The 16,891-nt window shown below is 68.5% G+C and carries 13 protein-coding genes; 4 read left to right on the top strand and 9 right to left on the bottom strand.

Going from position 1 to position 16,891, the window contains the following annotated elements:
• The gene (locus tag AU194_RS01095) at positions 1 to 837 is read right to left on the bottom strand and encodes a glycosyltransferase family 2 protein (RefSeq protein WP_231743102.1); all 837 of its coding nucleotides are present in this window, start codon (positions 835 to 837) and stop codon (positions 1 to 3) included.
• Between the two features lie 298 nt (positions 838 to 1,135).
• Between AU194_RS01095 and AU194_RS01090 the strand changes: the two genes are divergently transcribed.
• From AU194_RS01090 to AU194_RS32095, 3 genes are read left to right on the top strand one after another with little or no spacing between them, the layout of a single operon-like run.
• Positions 1,136 to 2,068: a daunorubicin/doxorubicin resistance ABC transporter ATP-binding protein DrrA gene (locus tag AU194_RS01090; protein ID WP_059087363.1), complete on the top strand. Its 933-nt coding sequence runs from the start codon at positions 1,136 to 1,138 to the stop codon at positions 2,066 to 2,068.
• Positions 2,065 to 2,808 carry an ABC transporter permease gene (locus tag AU194_RS32100; RefSeq protein ID WP_059087362.1) on the top strand — a complete coding sequence of 248 codons (744 nt, stop codon included), beginning with the start codon at positions 2,065 to 2,067 and terminating at the stop codon, positions 2,806 to 2,808. The genes AU194_RS01090 and AU194_RS32100 overlap by 4 nt, the downstream gene beginning before the upstream one ends.
• A complete protein-coding gene (locus AU194_RS32095) occupies positions 2,805 to 3,584 on the top strand; it encodes an ABC transporter permease (protein WP_059087361.1) in 780 nt (259 codons plus the stop codon). The genes AU194_RS32100 and AU194_RS32095 overlap by 4 nt, the downstream gene beginning before the upstream one ends.
• Before the next feature lie 4 nt (positions 3,585 to 3,588).
• Here AU194_RS32095 and AU194_RS01075 read toward each other — a convergent pair whose 3' ends face one another.
• From AU194_RS01075 to AU194_RS01055, 5 genes are read right to left on the bottom strand one after another with little or no spacing between them, the layout of a single operon-like run.
• Positions 3,589 to 4,482: a glycosyltransferase family 2 protein gene (locus AU194_RS01075; protein WP_059087360.1), complete on the bottom strand. Its 894-nt coding sequence runs from the start codon at positions 4,480 to 4,482 to the stop codon at positions 3,589 to 3,591.
• Positions 4,483 to 4,494: 12 nt separating this feature from the next.
• Entirely contained in the window at positions 4,495 to 5,823 is a 1,329-nt protein-coding gene (locus tag AU194_RS01070) for a UDP-glucose/GDP-mannose dehydrogenase family protein (protein ID WP_059087359.1), read from the bottom strand.
• Positions 5,820 to 6,923 (bottom strand): polysaccharide pyruvyl transferase family protein, encoded by a 1,104-nt coding sequence (locus tag AU194_RS01065; RefSeq protein WP_059087358.1) that lies wholly within the window; start codon positions 6,921 to 6,923, stop codon positions 5,820 to 5,822. Before AU194_RS01065 ends, AU194_RS01070 begins: the two co-directional genes overlap by 4 nt.
• Positions 6,920 to 7,987 (bottom strand): nitroreductase family protein, encoded by a 1,068-nt coding sequence (locus tag AU194_RS01060; RefSeq protein WP_059087357.1) that lies wholly within the window; start codon positions 7,985 to 7,987, stop codon positions 6,920 to 6,922. The genes AU194_RS01065 and AU194_RS01060 overlap by 4 nt, the downstream gene beginning before the upstream one ends.
• Before the next feature lie 31 nt (positions 7,988 to 8,018).
• Positions 8,019 to 11,195 carry an RND family transporter gene (locus AU194_RS01055; RefSeq protein WP_059087510.1) on the bottom strand — a complete coding sequence of 1,059 codons (3,177 nt, stop codon included), beginning with the start codon at positions 11,193 to 11,195 and terminating at the stop codon, positions 8,019 to 8,021.
• Between the two features lie 139 nt (positions 11,196 to 11,334).
• On the opposite strand from AU194_RS01055, the gene AU194_RS01050 reads away from it, so the two are divergent.
• Positions 11,335 to 12,600, top strand: coding sequence for a glycosyltransferase (locus AU194_RS01050; RefSeq protein ID WP_059087356.1), 1,266 nt, complete (start codon positions 11,335 to 11,337; stop codon positions 12,598 to 12,600).
• Here AU194_RS01050 and AU194_RS01045 read toward each other — a convergent pair.
• Genes AU194_RS01045 through AU194_RS01035 form a run of 3 tightly spaced genes read right to left on the bottom strand, consistent with a single transcriptional unit; the run spans position 12,582 to position 16,853 of the window.
• Positions 12,582 to 13,967: a hypothetical protein gene (locus AU194_RS01045; protein WP_059087355.1), complete on the bottom strand. Its 1,386-nt coding sequence runs from the start codon at positions 13,965 to 13,967 to the stop codon at positions 12,582 to 12,584. The two genes, AU194_RS01050 and AU194_RS01045, sit on opposite strands and share 19 nt — an antisense overlap.
• Positions 13,968 to 13,978: 11 nt before the next feature.
• On the bottom strand, positions 13,979 to 15,388 hold the full coding sequence (locus AU194_RS01040; protein ID WP_082698419.1) for a hypothetical protein: 1,410 nt from the start codon (positions 15,386 to 15,388) through the stop codon (positions 13,979 to 13,981).
• A gap of 4 nt (positions 15,389 to 15,392) precedes the next feature.
• Positions 15,393 to 16,853 (bottom strand): condensation domain-containing protein, encoded by a 1,461-nt coding sequence (locus tag AU194_RS01035; protein ID WP_059087353.1) that lies wholly within the window; start codon positions 16,851 to 16,853, stop codon positions 15,393 to 15,395.
• Positions 16,854 to 16,891: the final 38 nt, after the last annotated feature.

Raw genomic sequence — 16,891 nt, 5'->3', positions numbered from 1 at the left:
TCAGTGGTCGGTGAGGAACCGCACCACACCGTGTTTGCGGATCAGGTAGCGCACGGCGTCGCGTTCGTACCGGCTGCGGTTCTTGCCGCGGACGTCGATGTAGTGGTGCACGACCTCGAGGCCGGGGTCGAACCGGCGTTTCACCCCGATCCCGTCCAGCCGGATCGCGAGATCCTGGGCCTCGTGGGAGCGCAGCCGCCGGTCGTAGCCGCCGATCCGGCGGAACGCGCCCGCGTGGATGAGCATGTTGCCCTCGTGCAGCCAGTACGTCTCGGTCGGTTTCGGGGTGTCGAGGATGTTGGGCCACTGCCTGGTGCCCGGCATCCCGGTGCGGCGGAACACCGCGACCAGTCGCGGATGGTGCCGGATCCGGTCGACCATCCACGGCACCGAGGTGACGTTGGTGCGCAACGCGAACACCGGCCCGTAGTTGAACGGCTCCTGGCTGCCGTCGGCGCGGCGGACCAGGCCGCCGATCGCGCCCACCCCGTCGGGGGCGTACCGGGCGAACAGTTCGCGGGCGACGTCGGCCGACCGCGGTGTGGCGATGTCCATGTCGGCGTCGATGAAGTGGATGACCGTGGCGTCGTCCACCTGGCCGATGATCTGGTTGCGGTTGGCGCCCGCGCCCTGGTTGGCGCCGCTGCGCACCATGGTGACCGCATCGCCGAACCCCGACACCACCTCGACGCTCTCGTCGGTGGAGGCGTCGTCGAGGACGTAGACGTGGTCGTACCCCTGCTCCAGCACCTGCGGGAGCAGGCGGCGCAGGTGTGAGCCCATGTTGTAGTTCGGGATCGCCGCCACGATCGGCAGGCGTTCGGGGTTGTTGGTCACGCGGTCCTCGATCGATCGGCAGTGCGATCACCCTATCTCGGTGAGATTTTGCCGGGCCGGGTGGCGCGCACCCGCCGCGGCGCCCGCCTGCGCCGGTGACGTCCTTGCATGTTCCAGCGACTTCGCCGGATGCCGAGCGCTCGTGACCATCTGCGAGAACGAGATTTCGAGTGCGCGCCAGCAACCGCCCACTGCCCGTCGTGCACCAGACGTGGCAGCTCACAATGCATTTCGGCGGGGTCGTCGCGGCCCCCGGTGTGGTGAGCCGAGCCGATTCACCACGGTATCGTGGTAATCCGTGATCGAAGTCAGCCATCTTGCGAAGACGTTCGCGGGTCAGGTTCCCGCACTGCAGGATGTCAGCTTCTCCGTCCCGACCGGGTCGATCTGCGCTTTGCTCGGCCACAACGGCGCAGGCAAGACGACCACGGTCAACATCCTCTCCACGCTCATCCAGCCGACCGGCGGGCAGGCGATCGTCGCCGGCTACGACGTCGTGCGCGACGCCGCGAAGGTCCGCGAGAACATCGGGGTCACCGGCCAGGACGCCGCACTCGATCAACGGCTGACCGGCTGGGAGAACCTCGTACTGTTCGGCCGCCTGCGCGGGCTGCGGCGCAAGGAGGCCCGCCGCCGCGCCGACGAGCTCATCGAGCAGTTCGACATGCAGCACGCCCGCGACCGCCGGGTGCAGACATATTCGGGCGGGATGCGCCGCCGCATCGACATCGCGGTCGCGCTGGTCGTCGCGCCGAAGGTGCTCTACCTCGACGAGCCGACCACCGGACTCGATCCCCGTAGCCGTCGCGACGTGTGGAATCTTGTGTCGGCGTTGGCCGCCGACGACGTCACTGTCCTGCTCACCACGCAGTACCTCGAGGAAGCCGACGTGCTGAGCGATTCGATCGTCATCCTCAACGCAGGCCGGGTGGTCGCCAGCGGCACCGCCGAGGACCTCAAACGCCGGATCGGGTTCAGCTACTGCCAGGTCACCCCCGAGAACCCCGCCGACCTTGAACGCACCGCCGCCGCGCTGGCCGACTTCGACGGCGTCGAGGTCGACACGGACGCCAACAGCGTCTCGGTGCCCGCCCCCGACCACGTCACCACGTTCGCCGAGGTGTTCCGCCGCATCGATGCGCTGGGCGTCGAACTGCTCGACATCTCCCTGCGCAAACCGTCGCTCGATGAGGTCTTCATGCACCTCACCGTGCCGACCGTCACGACATGACCGCGCTCGTCGCCCTGACCGAACGCGTCGTCTTCCGCGCCACCCGTGATCTCGACCTGCTGTTCGCCGTCGTCGCCCCGATCGCCACGCTGATCGGGTTCACGTTGGCCCTGCGGAACGTGATCGACACCGGAGGCATGGACTACACGCAGTACGTGTTGCCCGCCGTGGTGGTGCAGGCGATGCTCTTCGGCGCGCTGACCACCACCGACCGTGCGGCCGTCGAGCAGAGCACCGGTCTGGGCGCGCGGCTGCGCACCCTGCCGATCTCGGCGCTCGCACCGCTGGCCGCGCGGATGATCTACTGCCTGATCCGCGGCGTGTTCGCGGTGGCCGCCGCAGTCGCGACGGCGTACGCGCTCGGATTCCGGATGACCGGCGGGTTCCTCTACGGCGTCGGCTTCGTCGCGATCGCGCTGGTGCTGACGCTGGCATTGTCGCTGGGCGCCGACGCCACCGGGACCCGCGCCAAACGCACCGAGGTGGCCAGCCAGCTGCTCCTGGTCCCGCAATTGCTGCTCGTTCTGCTGTCCACCGGGATGGCGCCCGTCGAATCGTTCCCGAGCTGGCTGCACCCCTTCGTGCGCTACCAGCCGATCTCCCAGATCACCGAGACGATGCGGGACTTCACCAGCGGGCAGATCGACTACGGCAACCTCGCGGCCACGACGGCGTGGTGCCTGGGCCTGCTCGTGCTGTTCGGGGCTATCGCGGTACGGATGCAGAGGCGGACACGATGAGCGCGCCGAGTCCCGCCTCGTTCGCGGCCGAGAGCGCCGTCTTCGCCGGCCGCCTGTTCACCCATTGGCGGCGCTACCCCATCGTGCCGATCCAGGCGCTGCTGTTCCCGACCGTGCTGCTGATCATCTACAGCCTGTTGGTCAGCAAGTCGATGACCCGGGTGACCGGCACCGACAGCATGGATGCGCTGATCGCGCTGTGCGCGGTGGCCGGGGCGATGTCGGGAGCGCTGGGATCGGCGTTCACCGTGCCCTATGAACGCGACAACGGGCTGCTGAGCCGGTTCTTCGTGATGCCGGTGCACCGCGCCAGCCCACTGAGCGGAACGCTGCTCGCCGAGGCACTGCGGACCGTGGCGGGCACCGTGCTGATCACCGTGGTGGGGTTCGCGCTGGGCTTCGAATTCGCCGGTGGGCCAATCGATCTCGCGGTGTTCGTGGCGATTCCAGTGCTCGTCGTGATCGTCTACGCGCTGATCGTCATCACCATCGCGGTGCGCGCGGAGAGCCGGGCCATGCTGACGTGGCTGAGCACGGGCTCGATCGGCATGGTGTTCGCCGGGGTGGCGCCCGCCGAGGTGGTGCCCCCGTTCGTGCGGCCGCTCATCCAGTACCAACCGCTCAAGCCCACGATCGAAGCGATGCGGTCGCTGGCCACGGGCGCACCCGCGGGCTCTTCGCTGCTGTGGGCGCTGGCCTGGTTCGTCGTCTTCGCGGCGGTGTTCGGACCGCTCGCGGTGCGCGGCTACCGCCGCGCTGCGGGCAGCGAGACCTGATCGCTCACGGCAGGTCGTAGGTCACGGGCATCGTGAACTCCGCGGTCTTGCGCTTCTCCGCGTGGTACCCGTATTGGAACATCACGTTCACCGCGGCGCCCGCGAGCAGCTGCGCCGGCGACTTGCCCAGCTGTGCACGCAGATCCGTCAGATCCGGTTTGGCCGCCGCGACCGCGCGCTGCCGCAGCGTCGGGCGCGGCCCGTCCTCCATCCGGTAGGCCCACCGCAGGTATGCGGTGCCCCGGCCGTAGCGCTTCCACTGGCTGGCCAACTCGCTCAGCGACTGCCGCGGTTCCCAGTGCATCAACACCCGCGGATCCACCGCCAGCCTGCCGTGCCCCTGCTCCTGGATGCGCCAGCAGATGTCGGAGTCCCCACCGCTGCGCATGGCCCGGAACCCGCCGACCGCGTCGAAGGCCGCCTTGTCCACCCCGAGGTTGGACGTCGGGTAGTACGGCGGCTTGCCCGGCACCGCACCGCGGGTGGGCACCCGGAACGGCTGCACCAGCGCCGCGATCCGCGCGGCCACCGTCGGACCGGACAGCGTGAGCACGTCTGTGCACGACAGCGCCACGCCGGGCTGCGCCTGCAGCTGCCGGTGCGCGTCGAGCAGACCGGGCAGCGGACGGCACCGCCCGTCGACGAACAGCAGGATGTCGGCGGTCGACCGGGAGGCCACGATCTGGCGGGCGTAGTACGGGCCGCGGCTGCCGGCCAGCGTCACCACGTCCGCCCCCTCCGATCGCGCCACCTTCTCGGTGTCGTCGGTCGAGGCGTCGTTGATGACCGTGACCACATCACCACCGCTGAGCTGCTCCATCAACGGCGGCAGCAGTTTGGTCAGATGCGACGCCATGTTGCGGACCGGGATGATGACCTCGATCGAAGTGCCCGCCATCGGATGTGTCTCCTATCGGATGCTGTTGAGGGTGCCGCGCCCCAGCGCGTACACCTGCCAGCCGGCGCCGGCCCAGTAGTCGTGGTCGACGGCGTTGCGGGTGTCCAGCAGACGCGGTGCCCGCACCACCGAGCGGAACGCCACCGGATCCATGGCCCGGTAGAGGTCCCATTCGGTGGCGAGCACGATGAGATCGACGTTGCGGCAGGCGTCTTCGAGGTCCTCGCAGTAGTTCAGCGTGGGGAACCGGGCCCGTGCGTTGGCGATCGCCTTGGGGTCGTGGACGCGGACGTTGGCACCCTTGAGGTGCATCGCCGCGGCCACGTTGAGTGCCGGTGAGTCGCGGACGTCGTCGCTGTCGGGTTTGAACGCCGCACCCAGCACTGCGATGTTGCGGCCGAGGAATTCCCCGCCCACCAGCGTGCCCGCGACGGAGACGGCCTTGTCGCGGCGGCGGAAGTTGATCTTGTCGACCTCGTGCAGGAAGGTCAGCGCCGCCGAGGCGCCGAGCTCACCGGCCCTGGCGCTGAACGCCCGGATGTCCTTGGGCAGACACCCGCCGCCGAAGCCGAGGCCCGCGTTGAGGAAGCGCCGCCCGATCCGGTCGTCGTAGCCGAGTGCCTCGCTGAGCGCGACCACGTCGGCGTCGACCGCCTCGCAGATCTCGGCCATCGCGTTGATGAACGAGATCTTGGTCGCCAGGAAGGAATTCGCCGCGACCTTGACCATCTCGGCGGTCGCGAGGTCCATGGTCAGGTGGGGTACACCGTCGCCGAGCAGCGCGCTGTACACCTCCTGCAGCGTCTTCTCGGCGTGTTCGGAGGTGACACCGAACACGAGACGGTCGGGCCGCAGCGTGTCCTCGATGGCCTTGCCCTCGCGCAGGAACTCCGGATTCCAGGCCACCTCGAGCCGGTGGTCCGGGTTCAGTGCGGCGACCTCGTCGCTGAGCCGTTTGGCGGTGCCCACGGGCACCGTCGACTTGCCGACGATGATGCCGTCGCAGTCGGCATTGGCCGCGATCATCTTCACGGCGCTGTCGACGTAGCGGATGTCGGCGGCGTCGGAATCCGGCAGCTGCGGCGTGCCCACGCACACGAAGTGCACCGACGCCCCCGCTGCCGCCTCGCTGGCGGAATCGGTGAACGTCAGCCGCCCCGTGGCCAGCACCTCGGTCAGCAGTTCGTCGAGGCCCGGCTCGTAGAACGGGGATTCGCCGCGCGCCAGCCCGGCGACCTTCGCGGCGTCGGTGTCGAATGCGACGACGTCGTGGCCCAGCTTCGCCATACAGGCCGCGTGCACCGCGCCCAGATAGCCGGTTCCGAAGACACTGATCCTCACGGCGCGGTCCTTTCGTCGAGTGTCTCGATGGTCTGATCCCACATCTGCTCGATTTTCTCGAGCAGCGCTGGTAACCGGTCCTTCTGCCGGGCGTCACCGGCGGTGTCTGTCAGCAGCCGGTCGATCGCCGCGGCCGGGTCGGTCTCCGGTGTCACGAGCCGGTCGGCCACCCCGAAGTCGTCGAGCAGTTCACGGTATTTGTGCGACCACCCGAAAGCGAGGGTCGGAACCGACTGGGACACGCAACCAACGACGGCGTGGAACCGGCTGGCGACCGCGGCGGACGCTTGTCCGAGAACGGCTTTGAGTACCAGCGGGTCCTCGTCGGCGAAGACCCGGGCGCCGGTGCGGCGTGCGAGCTCGTCGGCGACGTCACGGTCGGTCGCCTCGTGGACGACGATCACCGACTCCAACCCGTGGGCGTCCGCGGCGCGGTGGAATCCGGCGAGTGCGTCGACGTAGGCCGCGCGGCCGAGCCTGCCGCTGGTGATCATCTTGGTGTTCGGCACGATCGCCAGGAACGGCCGATCCGACACCGGTGCGACGCCGGCGGGGTGCAACCCGATGGTGAAGTCGGGGCTGCGCACGATCCGCACGCCGAGCCCTAGCCCGCGCACATGGCCTTCGCTGATCCCGTCGCGGACGAACACGAGATCGGCCTGGTCGAGTGCCTCGCGGGTCCAGCGCCGCGTCCCGCGCTTCTCGAAGGGCCCGAAGGCCTGGGGCAGAACGACCTTCGGGACGCTCCTGCGCGCCCACGACCGGCCGGCCATGGCACTGCGCCTCGCGAAGGCCACCGGGAACTGGTCGGAGAAGTGGAACCCGGACGCATCGAGCACCCCGCCGATCTCGCGGTCGCCGGTCAGTCCGAGCCCCTTCTTGACCGGGCGCGGCACCGCGTTGCCGAGCGCCGCCGTCATCCGGGGCACCATCGGATCGGCCAGGGTCTGGCGCAGCCCGAGATGCGACCGCACCGCGTAGTCGGTCATCAGGGGCGGCACACTCAGTTCGTAGCGTCCGTCGAGCCGCGCGCAGATTGCCTGCAGCATCAGCTGGGCACCCTTGTTGACGGTGTTGGTGCCCCGGATCTCGACGATCATAGGCTCCGGTACCTCCGGACGTCCTCGACAGGACGTTTCGCCGAGAACGGCACCAACGCTTCAGGATCGGCGTATCCGTAGGCGATCAGCATCACGACCCGCTCGTAGGGCGCAAGGTCGAGCAGTTTGCGGATCTGCGCCTCGCGCTCCGGGATATCGGGCCAGTTGATGCAGCAGCTGTTGACGCCCTGGGCCTCGAGTCCGTAGATCAGGCCCATGGCCGCCAGGCAGCTGTCGATGTAGATCAGGTGGCGGTCGCGCCGGTCGAAGAACGCGCCGAGATTGCCGACGATCACGATCAGGCCGGGGATCTGGTGTTCGTAGCCGTCGGTGCCCATGGGGACGGCGGCGACCTTGGCGGTGCTGATGGGATCGTCGAAGATCTCGAAGCGGTACGGCTGCCGGTTGCACGCCGTGGGCGACTCGGCCGCGATCGCGACGGCTCGGTCGACGAGATCGCGCGAGACCGGCTCGGGAGTGAACCAACGCACCGAGCGCCGTCCCTCGGCCAGCGCCTCCAGATCATCGATCTTCACCGTCGGCACCAGCGGGACGGCCAGATGCGGGCCCGCCTCGACGGCGACGGGTTCGATGGCGCCGACGGTGTCAGCGAACACCTTGCGCGCGTTGACGATCGACTTGTGCGTCGAGGGTGCGGTGACCTCGAAATAGCGTTCGAGCACCGAGTACATCCAGGTGAATTCCGGGAGCTGCGGCCGCAGGGCTCCGGAGTCGAGTGCCGCGCGGAACGCGGTGACGGTCTCGCCGATGTAGTCGGTCGCGAACTGGGTTCGCGCCGGCCGCATCGTCAGCCCCTTCTCGACGCGGTGCACGTTGCGCCGTAGCAGGTGCACGGCGGTGCCGGCCCCGGTGCTGCGCCTGTACTCCCGGATCCCCCGTTTGACGTAGCGGCGCTCACGACCGAGCGCGGTGCCCGAGAGCTTGTGCCACCAGCGGTGGATCTCCGCGACCGCCAATGTCTTCACCTCGGCGGCGGTCATCCTCGGCTCCGGCGGCGCAGGCACCCCCGCCCGCGCGACCTCGGAGTCGTTATCGACGGTCACAGCTTCCCCTTCCCCCCACGGTGACGCCGGACTATTGTCCGCCACTGAGTACTCGCCCACCACTGCGGGAGCGCCGGTGCGAGGCCGTGGCCTCCAGCAGACTCTGCCGCACGCGCGCCCGACCGCGCAGCGGGACCGCCAGCGGTTCGGTGTCGCCTTCGTCTTCGCCCACCTCGGCCCGCGGTGGACGTTCCTCGAACTTCGGTTTCGACGGCCACCAGTTCGCCTTGCCGATCAGCACCGCGGCCGCAGGCACGGTGACGGTGCGGACGATGAACGTGTCGAGTAGCAGGCCGACGCCGATGACGAACCCGAGTTGGATGACCGTGCCGATGCTGCTGACCGTCAGCGACAGCATCGACGCCGCGAAGATCAGTCCGGCAGAGGTGATCACGCCGCCGGTGGCTCCCACGGTACGGATGATGCCGGTGCGGATCCCGTCGCGGGACTCCTCGCGTATTCGCGCGATCAGCAGCAGGTTGTAGTCGGCGCCGACGGCCACCAGCACCAGGAAAGCCATGCCGGGCACCGTCCAGGCCAACTCCTGGCCGAGGATGAATTGGAAGAACAGCACGCCGATGCCGATCGCGGACACGTACGACAGGACCACCGAGGCCACCAGGTAGATCGGCGCCACGATCGCCCGCAGCAATATCACCAGCACCACGAACACCACCAGCAGGGTGACGATGATGATGAACCGGATGTCGCCGTTGTAGTACTCCCGCAGGTTGTCCTGCACCGGTGAGAAGCCCACCATTGTGACCTCGGCGTTGGCCAGCGTGGTGTTCGGCCGAGCGCTCTCGGCGGCGGCGATGATGTCGGCGACCTGGTCCATCGCCTCGGTGCCGAACGGGTCCAGCGCGGTCTGCACCAGGTAACGCGCGGTGTGCCCGTCCTTGGCGACGAACAGGTTCGCGGCCTTCTTGAACTCCGGCTGGGTGAGGATCTGCGGCGGGATGTAGAAACCCGACTGGTTGGGGTCGGCGGCGTCGCGCTTCATCGCCAACAGGAAGTCCGACGCCTGATCGAGGCCGCCGCCGATGTTCTTGGTCTGGTCGACCAGCAGCTGCACGCCCTCGGCGAGCTGCCTGCTGGAATCGGCCAGCGTGTTGGCGCCCTGGGTGACCTCTTTGATCTTGTTCTGCACGCCGTTCGGCTCATCGAGACCGAGTTCGCGCGCCGCGGAGGTCGCGATCTTGAGGTTCTTGCTCAGCCCCTGGATCGTCTCGTCGAGGGTCTGGTAACCCTCGGTGTCCTGCAGCTGGCTGCCCAGGTCGGAGATCGCGTTGAGGTACGGGCTCTCGCGGGTGCTGACGATCCGGCGCATGTCCTCGCGGGACTGCACACACTCGGGGTCCGCGTCACAGGTGGGGCTGGTGTCCAGGGACCGCAGCACCGGGTCGGCCCAGGCATAGACGTCGGTCATCCGGTTGACGTCGACGCCGATCGCGTTGCCCAGGTCGCGCATGTTGGTGACGAGCCGCGCCGTGCGGTCGATCTCGTCGAGGGTCTTGGCGCCGCCGTACTTGTTCGACATCTCGTCGAGCGCCCCGGCCAGCCCGCGCACGCTGCCGACCGCGCCCATCACACCGTCGCGGATCTGGTCGAGGACGTCGGCGAGCTGGTGGGCGCCGCCGCTGAGGGTGTTGAGGTTGGTGTCGTTGTCGGCGATGAGGGTGGACGCCTCGTCGAGCTTTCCGCCCACCTCACCGGCCTGGTAGGTCGCCTTGGCCTGTTCGAGCATCTCCCCCGTCGGCCGGGTGATGCCGCGCACCATGTCGATGTCGGGCAGCGCGGCGATCCGCTGCGCCATCTCCTCCATGTCGGCCAACGAGCGGGGGGACCGCAGGTCCTGATCGGGCGCGTGGATCACGACGAACTGCTGCATCGTCGTGCTGATCGGGAAGTGGTCGTCCATCGCCTCGTAGCCGCGGTTGCTCTCCGAGTCCGCGGGCAGCGCCTTGCGATCGTCGTAGTTGAACTGGATGAACGCCGCGCAGCCGGCCAGCGCGATGAGCACGGCGAGGCTGCCGACGAGGTGGACGACCGGCCTGCGGACGATGTGGATACCCGAGCGACGCCAGAACCGCCCGGTGAGGTCCTTGCGGGGGTTGACCCAGCCGCGCCGCCCGGCGAGCACGATCAGCGAGGGCAGCAGCGTGATCGACGCCAGGAAGCCGATCGCGATGGTCACCGACAGCGCGGGCCCCACGGTGGCGAACACACCAAGGGTGGTGAACGCCAGGCCGAGGAACGCGATCGCCGTCGTCGCCGCGGACCCCGCGACCACCTTGCCGATCGTGACCAGCGCACCGATCATCGCGTCGTCGGACTCCAGGCCTTCGCGCACCAGTTCGTGATATCGGCTGAAGAAGAAGATGGAGAAGTCGGTGCCCGCGCCCATCAGCATGCCGGTCATCAACACGATGGTCTGCGGGCCCAGTCCGAGCCCGAGTTCACCCAACCCCGCGACGACCTGGTTGGCCACCCCCAGTGCCAGCCCGATCGTCAGCAACGGGATCAGCATCCCGACGATGCTGCGGTAGACCACCAGCAGGATGGTCAAGATCGTCCCGACCGTGGCGATCTCGATCACCCGCTGGTCGCGCGCGCCGATCGCGTTGATGTCCTCGAGCGTGGCGGCCGCCCCGACCATGTTCGCCTGGAGGGTGGTGTCGGCGGTCGCCTCCTTGACGATCTTGGACGCCGCACGGTAAGCCGCCTGCCCGGTCGGGGTGCCCATGTTGCCCTTCAGGCTCACAGGCAGGTTCCACGCCTTGCCGTCCTCGCTGGTCATCACCTCCCGCAGTTCCGGGGTGGTGACGAAGTCCTGCGTGGAGATGACGTGTTCGGTATCGGCCTTCAGGCGTTCGACGAGGGTCTTGTAGGTCTCCTCGTCCTGGGGTTGCAGCCCGTTGTCGTTGCTGAGGATGACGACGTTGAGGTTGCCGGTGTTGGTCTCCGCCGCACCCTTGAACGCATCGCTCATCTTCTTGCTGTCGACCATGACCGGCGCGTCCTTGGGCAGGAACTCCGGCGGGTTCTTCTGGGACACCACGGCGAGCGGCGGGATGAGCAGGAACAGCACCGCGGCCGTCGCCACCCAGGCGACGATGATGAGAACGGGATGGCGGACGATGAATCGACCGAGTTGGGGAAGTCCCCCGTCGGCTAACGCACCACGGAGCCTGGTGCGGTCGAACATGATTTTCACGCTACACGGCTCACAAGATCAAAACCCCTGGCGCCGAGCACCCGTCGAGACGATTCACAGAACAAGTCATGTTGTAATCGGGTGTGCCCTTGCCGCCGTTACACCCCGTCGCCCGTCGCGAGCGCAACCGATGAAGTTCGTGGTCGCCGTCCACGGCACCAGGGGTGACGTCGAACCCTGCGCGGCCGTCGGACTCGAACTGGCCCGGCGCGGACACGAGGTGCGGACCGCGGTGCCGCCCAACCTCGTTCGGTTCGTCGAGGAGTGCGGCCTCGGTGTCCCGGTGTCCTACGGTGTGGACTCCCAGCAGCAGCTCGACGCCGACATCTTCCGCGAGTGGTACAAGCTGCGTAATCCGCTCACCGTGTTGCGGGAGGCGCGCGAATACGTCGTCGAGGGCTGGGCGGAGATGAGCAGCTCGCTGAGCGCGCTCGCCGACGGCGCCGACCTGATCCTGACCGGCACCACCTATCAGGAACTCGCCGCGAATGTCGCTGCGGCCCACGGCATCCCGCTGGCCGCTTTGCACTATTTCCCGGTGCGGCCGAACACCAAGGTGCTGCCCGTACCGCTGCCCTCGGCCGTGATCGGGCCGGCGTGGACGGTCGGCGAATGGGCGCACTGGCGGGTCCTCAAGGGCGCCGAGGACGACCAGCGACGCGAACTCGGCCTGCCACCGGCCAAGACCCGCGCGGTGCGCCGAATGCTCGACGCGGGCGCGCTCGAGATCCAGGCCTACGACAGGATCTTCTTCCCGGGTCTCGTCGACGAGTGGGGCCCGGACCGGCCGCTGGTGGGCGGAATCACACTCGAGAAGCACACCGACGCCGACGCCGACGTGCTGTCCTGGATCGCCGCAGGCACCCCACCGGTCTACTTCGGATGGGGCAGCATGCCGGTCAAGTCGCCCGCCGACGCGGTCGCGATGATCGACGCGGCGTGCGCCGATCTCGGTGAGCGGGCTCTGATCTGCTCGGGTGTGTGGGACATCGAGGGGCTGCGGCACGGCCCGCATGTGAAGGTGGTGCGCAGCGTCAACCACGCCGCGGTCTTCCCACTGTGCCGTGCGGTGGTCCACCACGGTGGGGCGGGGACGACGGCGGCCGGGGTGCGCGCCGGGGTGCCGACGCTGGTGTTGTGGGTGGGCGCCGAACAACCGATCTGGGGTGCCCGGGTCAAGGCTCTCGGAGTCGGTGATTATCAACGGTTCTCGTCCACCACCCGCAAATCGCTGCGCCAGGCGCTGCACCGGGTGCTGGGCCCGCGCTACGTCGAGCGCGCGCGCGAGGCCGCCGCGGAGATGACGACACCGGCCACGAGTGTGAGTACCGCGGCCGACCTTCTCGAAGATACGGCGCGTCACGGGCGCCGCCATGATCAGACGATCTCGCCGTAGAGGTCGAACTCGGCCAGCGTCAGCGTCGTCAGGTCCCGCAGGTGCTGCTTGGTGTTGGCACCGCCGGGCTGGTACGACACGATGCCGAGCGAGATCATGTCGCCCAACCGCACACTGACCACCACAAGCTGCCCACCGGTGCGCTCGATCTGGTCACGGGTGAGGTTCTGGTCGACACCGCGCAGCATGAAGTAATCCGCGTCGGTACCGTCGGGCCGCCCCACCGCGGGGTCGATCTCGCCGAGGTTGGAACACGACACCGGCAGATCGCCGAACATGATGTCCGCGGCGCGCTTTACCGCGCGCCTGGGCACGAACGGGTTCAGCGGCAGTAGTGCGAACGTCTCGTCGGGGACTTCGCGCAGCGTCGTGATCGCCTGCCGGATCGCAGTGCGGCTCTCCGTCAGGTCGACGGTCACCCGCGCGGGATCGACGCACGCATTGGTCACGGCCACCGCGTTCGCGCGGGTGTCGTCGGGCGTGCGCTCGCTGATCGCGATCAACAGCGATACCGCACCGTCGTCGGGGCGGTGCCTTCCGGTGCGTTCGGCCAACCGCGCCGCGAACCCGGCGAGCAGCGAATACGTGGTGCCGTTACGCATCTCGGCGCAGGCGTCCCAGTGCTTGGCGTCGATGAACGCGTTGATCGCGGGGATGATCACCGGTTCCCCGCCCTCGGCGACGGTCGCCGCGGCCGCGCGCTTGTCGCCGGGCTGCCGCAGTTCGTGGCGCCGCCGGTAGGCCAGCCTGGCCGCCGCGGCCACGGTGCGCCCGACTTCGGGCATGTCCCTGGCGGTCTGCCGCAGGTCGGCGCGCAGCGCCGTCAGCGCGGAACGCGAACGGGCAGGGGCGTATCCGAGGTGGCGGGTGCGCCCCTCGGCGGCATCGGCGATCGAGCGCAGCAATCCGATCCCGTCGGTGACGACGTGCGACGCCGCCAGGCTGATCGCGGTCGAACCGTCATCCATGGGCAACACTCCCAGATGCCAACTGGGGCCGAACTCGGGGTCGATCGGCACTGCCGACCGTTCGTCGATCCAGTCGCTGAGGTCGGCGCGGGGCCGCGGCGCGGACACCGCGATCGGCGCACCCTTGGCACTCACCCACCGGTGGCGGCCGAACGGCAGCACCGACGTCTCGACCCGGCGCCCGATCAGGCTGTGGTCGAGGTTGGCGTGAAACCTGTTGAGCGCGTTCATGTCCACCGGGTGCTCGTACACCCACACCGCCTGCGCCAGCTTGCCGACGCCGGTGGCGCGCTGCTGCAGATAGGCCGCCTGGTCGATGTAGGCCAGGTGGTCGTCGGAGACCGCACCGGTGCCGCCCCGCCCCGCCGTCGCCGTCGCGGGGCGCATCTGGATCGCCATCGACAACCCCCTCAGATGACCGTGGGCGTCAGGGCGAAGTCGCCCAGCGCCGCGGTGGTCAGTTCGCGCAGATGCGGTTTGGTGTTCGTGGCGCCCGGGTGGTACGCGATCACCGCGACCATCATCTTGTTGCGGACCCGCGCGCCGATCACGGTCAGCAGCCCGCGGCGCTGCTCGAGCACCGAGCGCGGGATGAACTGGTCCACGCCGCGCAGGATCACGTATTCGGCGTCGGATCCGTCGATGCGGCCGATCTCCGGCGGCAGATCGCCGAGATTCGAACACGACACCGGCAGGTCCGAGAAGCCGAATGCCACATCGGCTGTCGACTTCACGGCGCGTTTGGGGATGAACGGGGTGAGCGGCAGCAGCGCGAGCGTCTCGTCGGGCTCCTCGCGCATCTTCTTGAGCGCCTGCTTGATCGCCGCCCGCGCCGGCGCGAGGTCCTCGGTCACCCCGCGGGGATCGATCCGGGCGTTGGCGAGTTTCACCGCATTGGCGCGGGTGTCGGTGAGCGTGCGGTCGTTGATCGGGATGATGAAGGGGACGAAACCGTCACCGGGCTGCTGGCGACCCATCCGTTCGGACAGCGTGGCACCGAACCCGGCCAGCAGCGAGTAGCTGTTGCCGCCCAGCGCCGCGGCCCGCGCGTCCCAGTCGTCGCCGTCGACGAACAACGTCACCGACGGCACCACGACGTGTTCGTCGCGCAGCGGTGTCTCGACCGCGTCCTTGCCCGAGCGGGTGAAGTCCTTGCGCTTGCGGTAGGCGAGTTTGGCCGCCGCGACCAGGGTCCGGCCGATCTCCGGTGCGTCGCGCACGGTCTGGCGGGCGTCGGCGGCCAGCCCGCGCATCCGGGTGCGCTCCCCCGGCATCGGGTACCCGAGGTCGGGGGTGTTGCCGGTGACGGCGTTGAACACGGTCAGCAGCGCCCCGCCGCCGTCGCCGATGCAGTGGGAGCCGACCAGGCTGATTGCGGTCGAACCGTCGGTCATCGGCAGCACACCCATGTGCCAGGCGGGGCCCCACTGCGGGTCGACCGGCAACTGGGCGTGCTCATCGATCCAGTCGCTCAGTTCCGCACGCGGACGCGGGGTCTGCTCGATGTCCATGCTCGAGGGCGGACCGAGCGAGGACACCCAGCGGTGCCTGCCGAACGGCAGCGGCGACGGTTCGATCCGCCGTCCCGCGAGCCCGTATCCGAAGTTGTGGTGGAAACGCCGCAACCCCTCGAAATCCACGGCGTGCTCGTAGACCCACACACACTGCATGACCGCGGCCTGTCCGGTGGCCCGCAGGCCGAGGAACAACGCCTGGTCCAGATATGACAGCCGATCACCCGGCCGCTCTTCGATTTTCGGCGCAAGACCGCGAAAAGACCTGCCCGATCGCAACCGCGCAGGCCTGATCTGCGTCGACAACTTCTCAACCTCCGACTACGGGAACCAATTCATCACGACGCCGCCCACCGGCACCGGGCCGACCGAAAGCGCCTGTGTCACCGTCGGCCACCCGCTGGTACCACGACATCATCACCTGCAGGTAGCGGTTCACCGACTCCCTGGCGGTCGGGTTGTCCGGGAAGGCCACGGTGACAGTCGTTTCGCGCTCGGTGCGGTTGACCCACATCCCGACCTGGAACGCGGCGCGGGCATCGCTGTAGACCTTGCCGTTCATGCCCTCCCACTGCGCGATGACGCTCGGCGACAGCGGCGGCAACCCGGCGTCGAGGTAGGACACCATCGGCACCCCGGGGTCGGCGGGCCGCACGCCCACCGACTCGGCGAGTTCGAGTACCCGCTCGAACGGCACGTGCGCGAGGTCAAGACCGGAGTCGAACGACTTCTGCGCTGACCGGGCGGTGTCGCCGAAACTGTTGCGGTCCACCGAGACGGTGACCGGCACCAGTCCGGTGAACCACCCCGTGGTCATGAACTCCGCGGGAGTGCGGCGGGTGGTGGTCGGCGTGATGATGTAGTAGTCGTCGGCACCGGTGAATGCATGATCGGTCAGCGCCGCACAGGCGAACACCCCGCCGATGAACCGGGCGTCGGCGGCGTTGCACGCCGCTTCGAACCGCTCGGCCTGCGCCTTGTCGAGCAGGCGCACCGTGAGCAGTTCACCCGAGCACGGTTCGGCCGGATCACCAAGCGGCAGCGGGAAATGCGGCAGCGTGCCGTCGTTGTTCTGGGCGAACCGGACCCAGTCCTGGACCTCCGGCGACTCCAGCGTCAGGGAGTCGGTGTACTGCCGCTGACGCACGCAGTAGTCGTCGTAGCTGCCCGCGTCGGGCAGTTTCAGCGGCGCACCGCCGCCGACGAGCGTCGCGTACATCATGTGGATCTCGACGAGCACGAGCCCCATGAACATCGCGTCGGTGTGCACGTGGTCGACGCTGATGTAGAAGGTGAAGTGGTCCGCACGCTGGATCACACCGAAGCCGAAGCAGTTCCACTGCAACGGATCCGGGGTGGCCAGCACATGCGCGCGCCACTGGTCGGCGGTCATCTCGCCGTGCTTGGTCGGCACGAACTTGATGTCGCGCGGGTTACCGATCGTGTGCCGGACGACCTCGTCGGCCTCGGTGATCTCGAACCGGCTGTGGTAGGTGTCGTGCCTGCGGATGTAGGCGTTGATGACATGGGTCATCGCGCGGACGTCGCACTGGCCGGGCATGTCCCAGGCGGGGATGTTGAGCCGCGCCATGTCGGTGCCCTGCAACACGTGCTTCCGGTAGTTCCGGATGTGTTGCTCCTGTTGATAACTCACCGGCACCGAGCTGCGCGGCGCATCCGCCATCTTGGCCAGCGACGTGGCCGACGGACCCCAGGATACGAGCTCACCCGGGGCGCCGATCCAGTCCTGGATCGCTTTGATGGCAACCATCAGACCTCCCGTGCTTCATGTGTGTTCCCGGGCGACTT

This window comes from Mycobacterium sp. GA-2829 (genome assembly GCF_001499965.1).
In the GTDB taxonomy this organism is placed as follows: domain Bacteria; phylum Actinomycetota; class Actinomycetes; order Mycobacteriales; family Mycobacteriaceae; genus Mycobacterium.
The sequence above is the reverse complement of the archived record's forward strand: the minus strand, read 5'-3'. Positions and strand labels throughout refer to the sequence as shown.

Coding starts and splice junctions, on each gene's coding strand:
- AU194_RS32100 (WP_059087362.1), top strand. CDS start 2,065: ATGACCGCGCTCGTCGCCCTGACCGAACGCGTCGTCTTCCGCGCCACC.
- AU194_RS32095 (WP_059087361.1), top strand. CDS start 2,805: ATGAGCGCGCCGAGTCCCGCCTCGTTCGCGGCCGAGAGCGCCGTCTTC.
- AU194_RS01075 (WP_059087360.1), bottom strand. CDS start 4,482: ATGGCGGGCACTTCGATCGAGGTCATCATCCCGGTCCGCAACATGGCG.
- AU194_RS01065 (WP_059087358.1), bottom strand. CDS start 6,923: ATGATCGTCGAGATCCGGGGCACCAACACCGTCAACAAGGGTGCCCAG.
- AU194_RS01055 (WP_059087510.1), bottom strand. CDS start 11,195: ATGTTCGACCGCACCAGGCTCCGTGGTGCGTTAGCCGACGGGGGACTT.
- AU194_RS01050 (WP_059087356.1), top strand. CDS start 11,335: ATGAAGTTCGTGGTCGCCGTCCACGGCACCAGGGGTGACGTCGAACCC.
- AU194_RS01045 (WP_059087355.1), bottom strand. CDS start 13,967: ATGGCGATCCAGATGCGCCCCGCGACGGCGACGGCGGGGCGGGGCGGC.
- AU194_RS01035 (WP_059087353.1), bottom strand. CDS start 16,853: ATGGTTGCCATCAAAGCGATCCAGGACTGGATCGGCGCCCCGGGTGAG.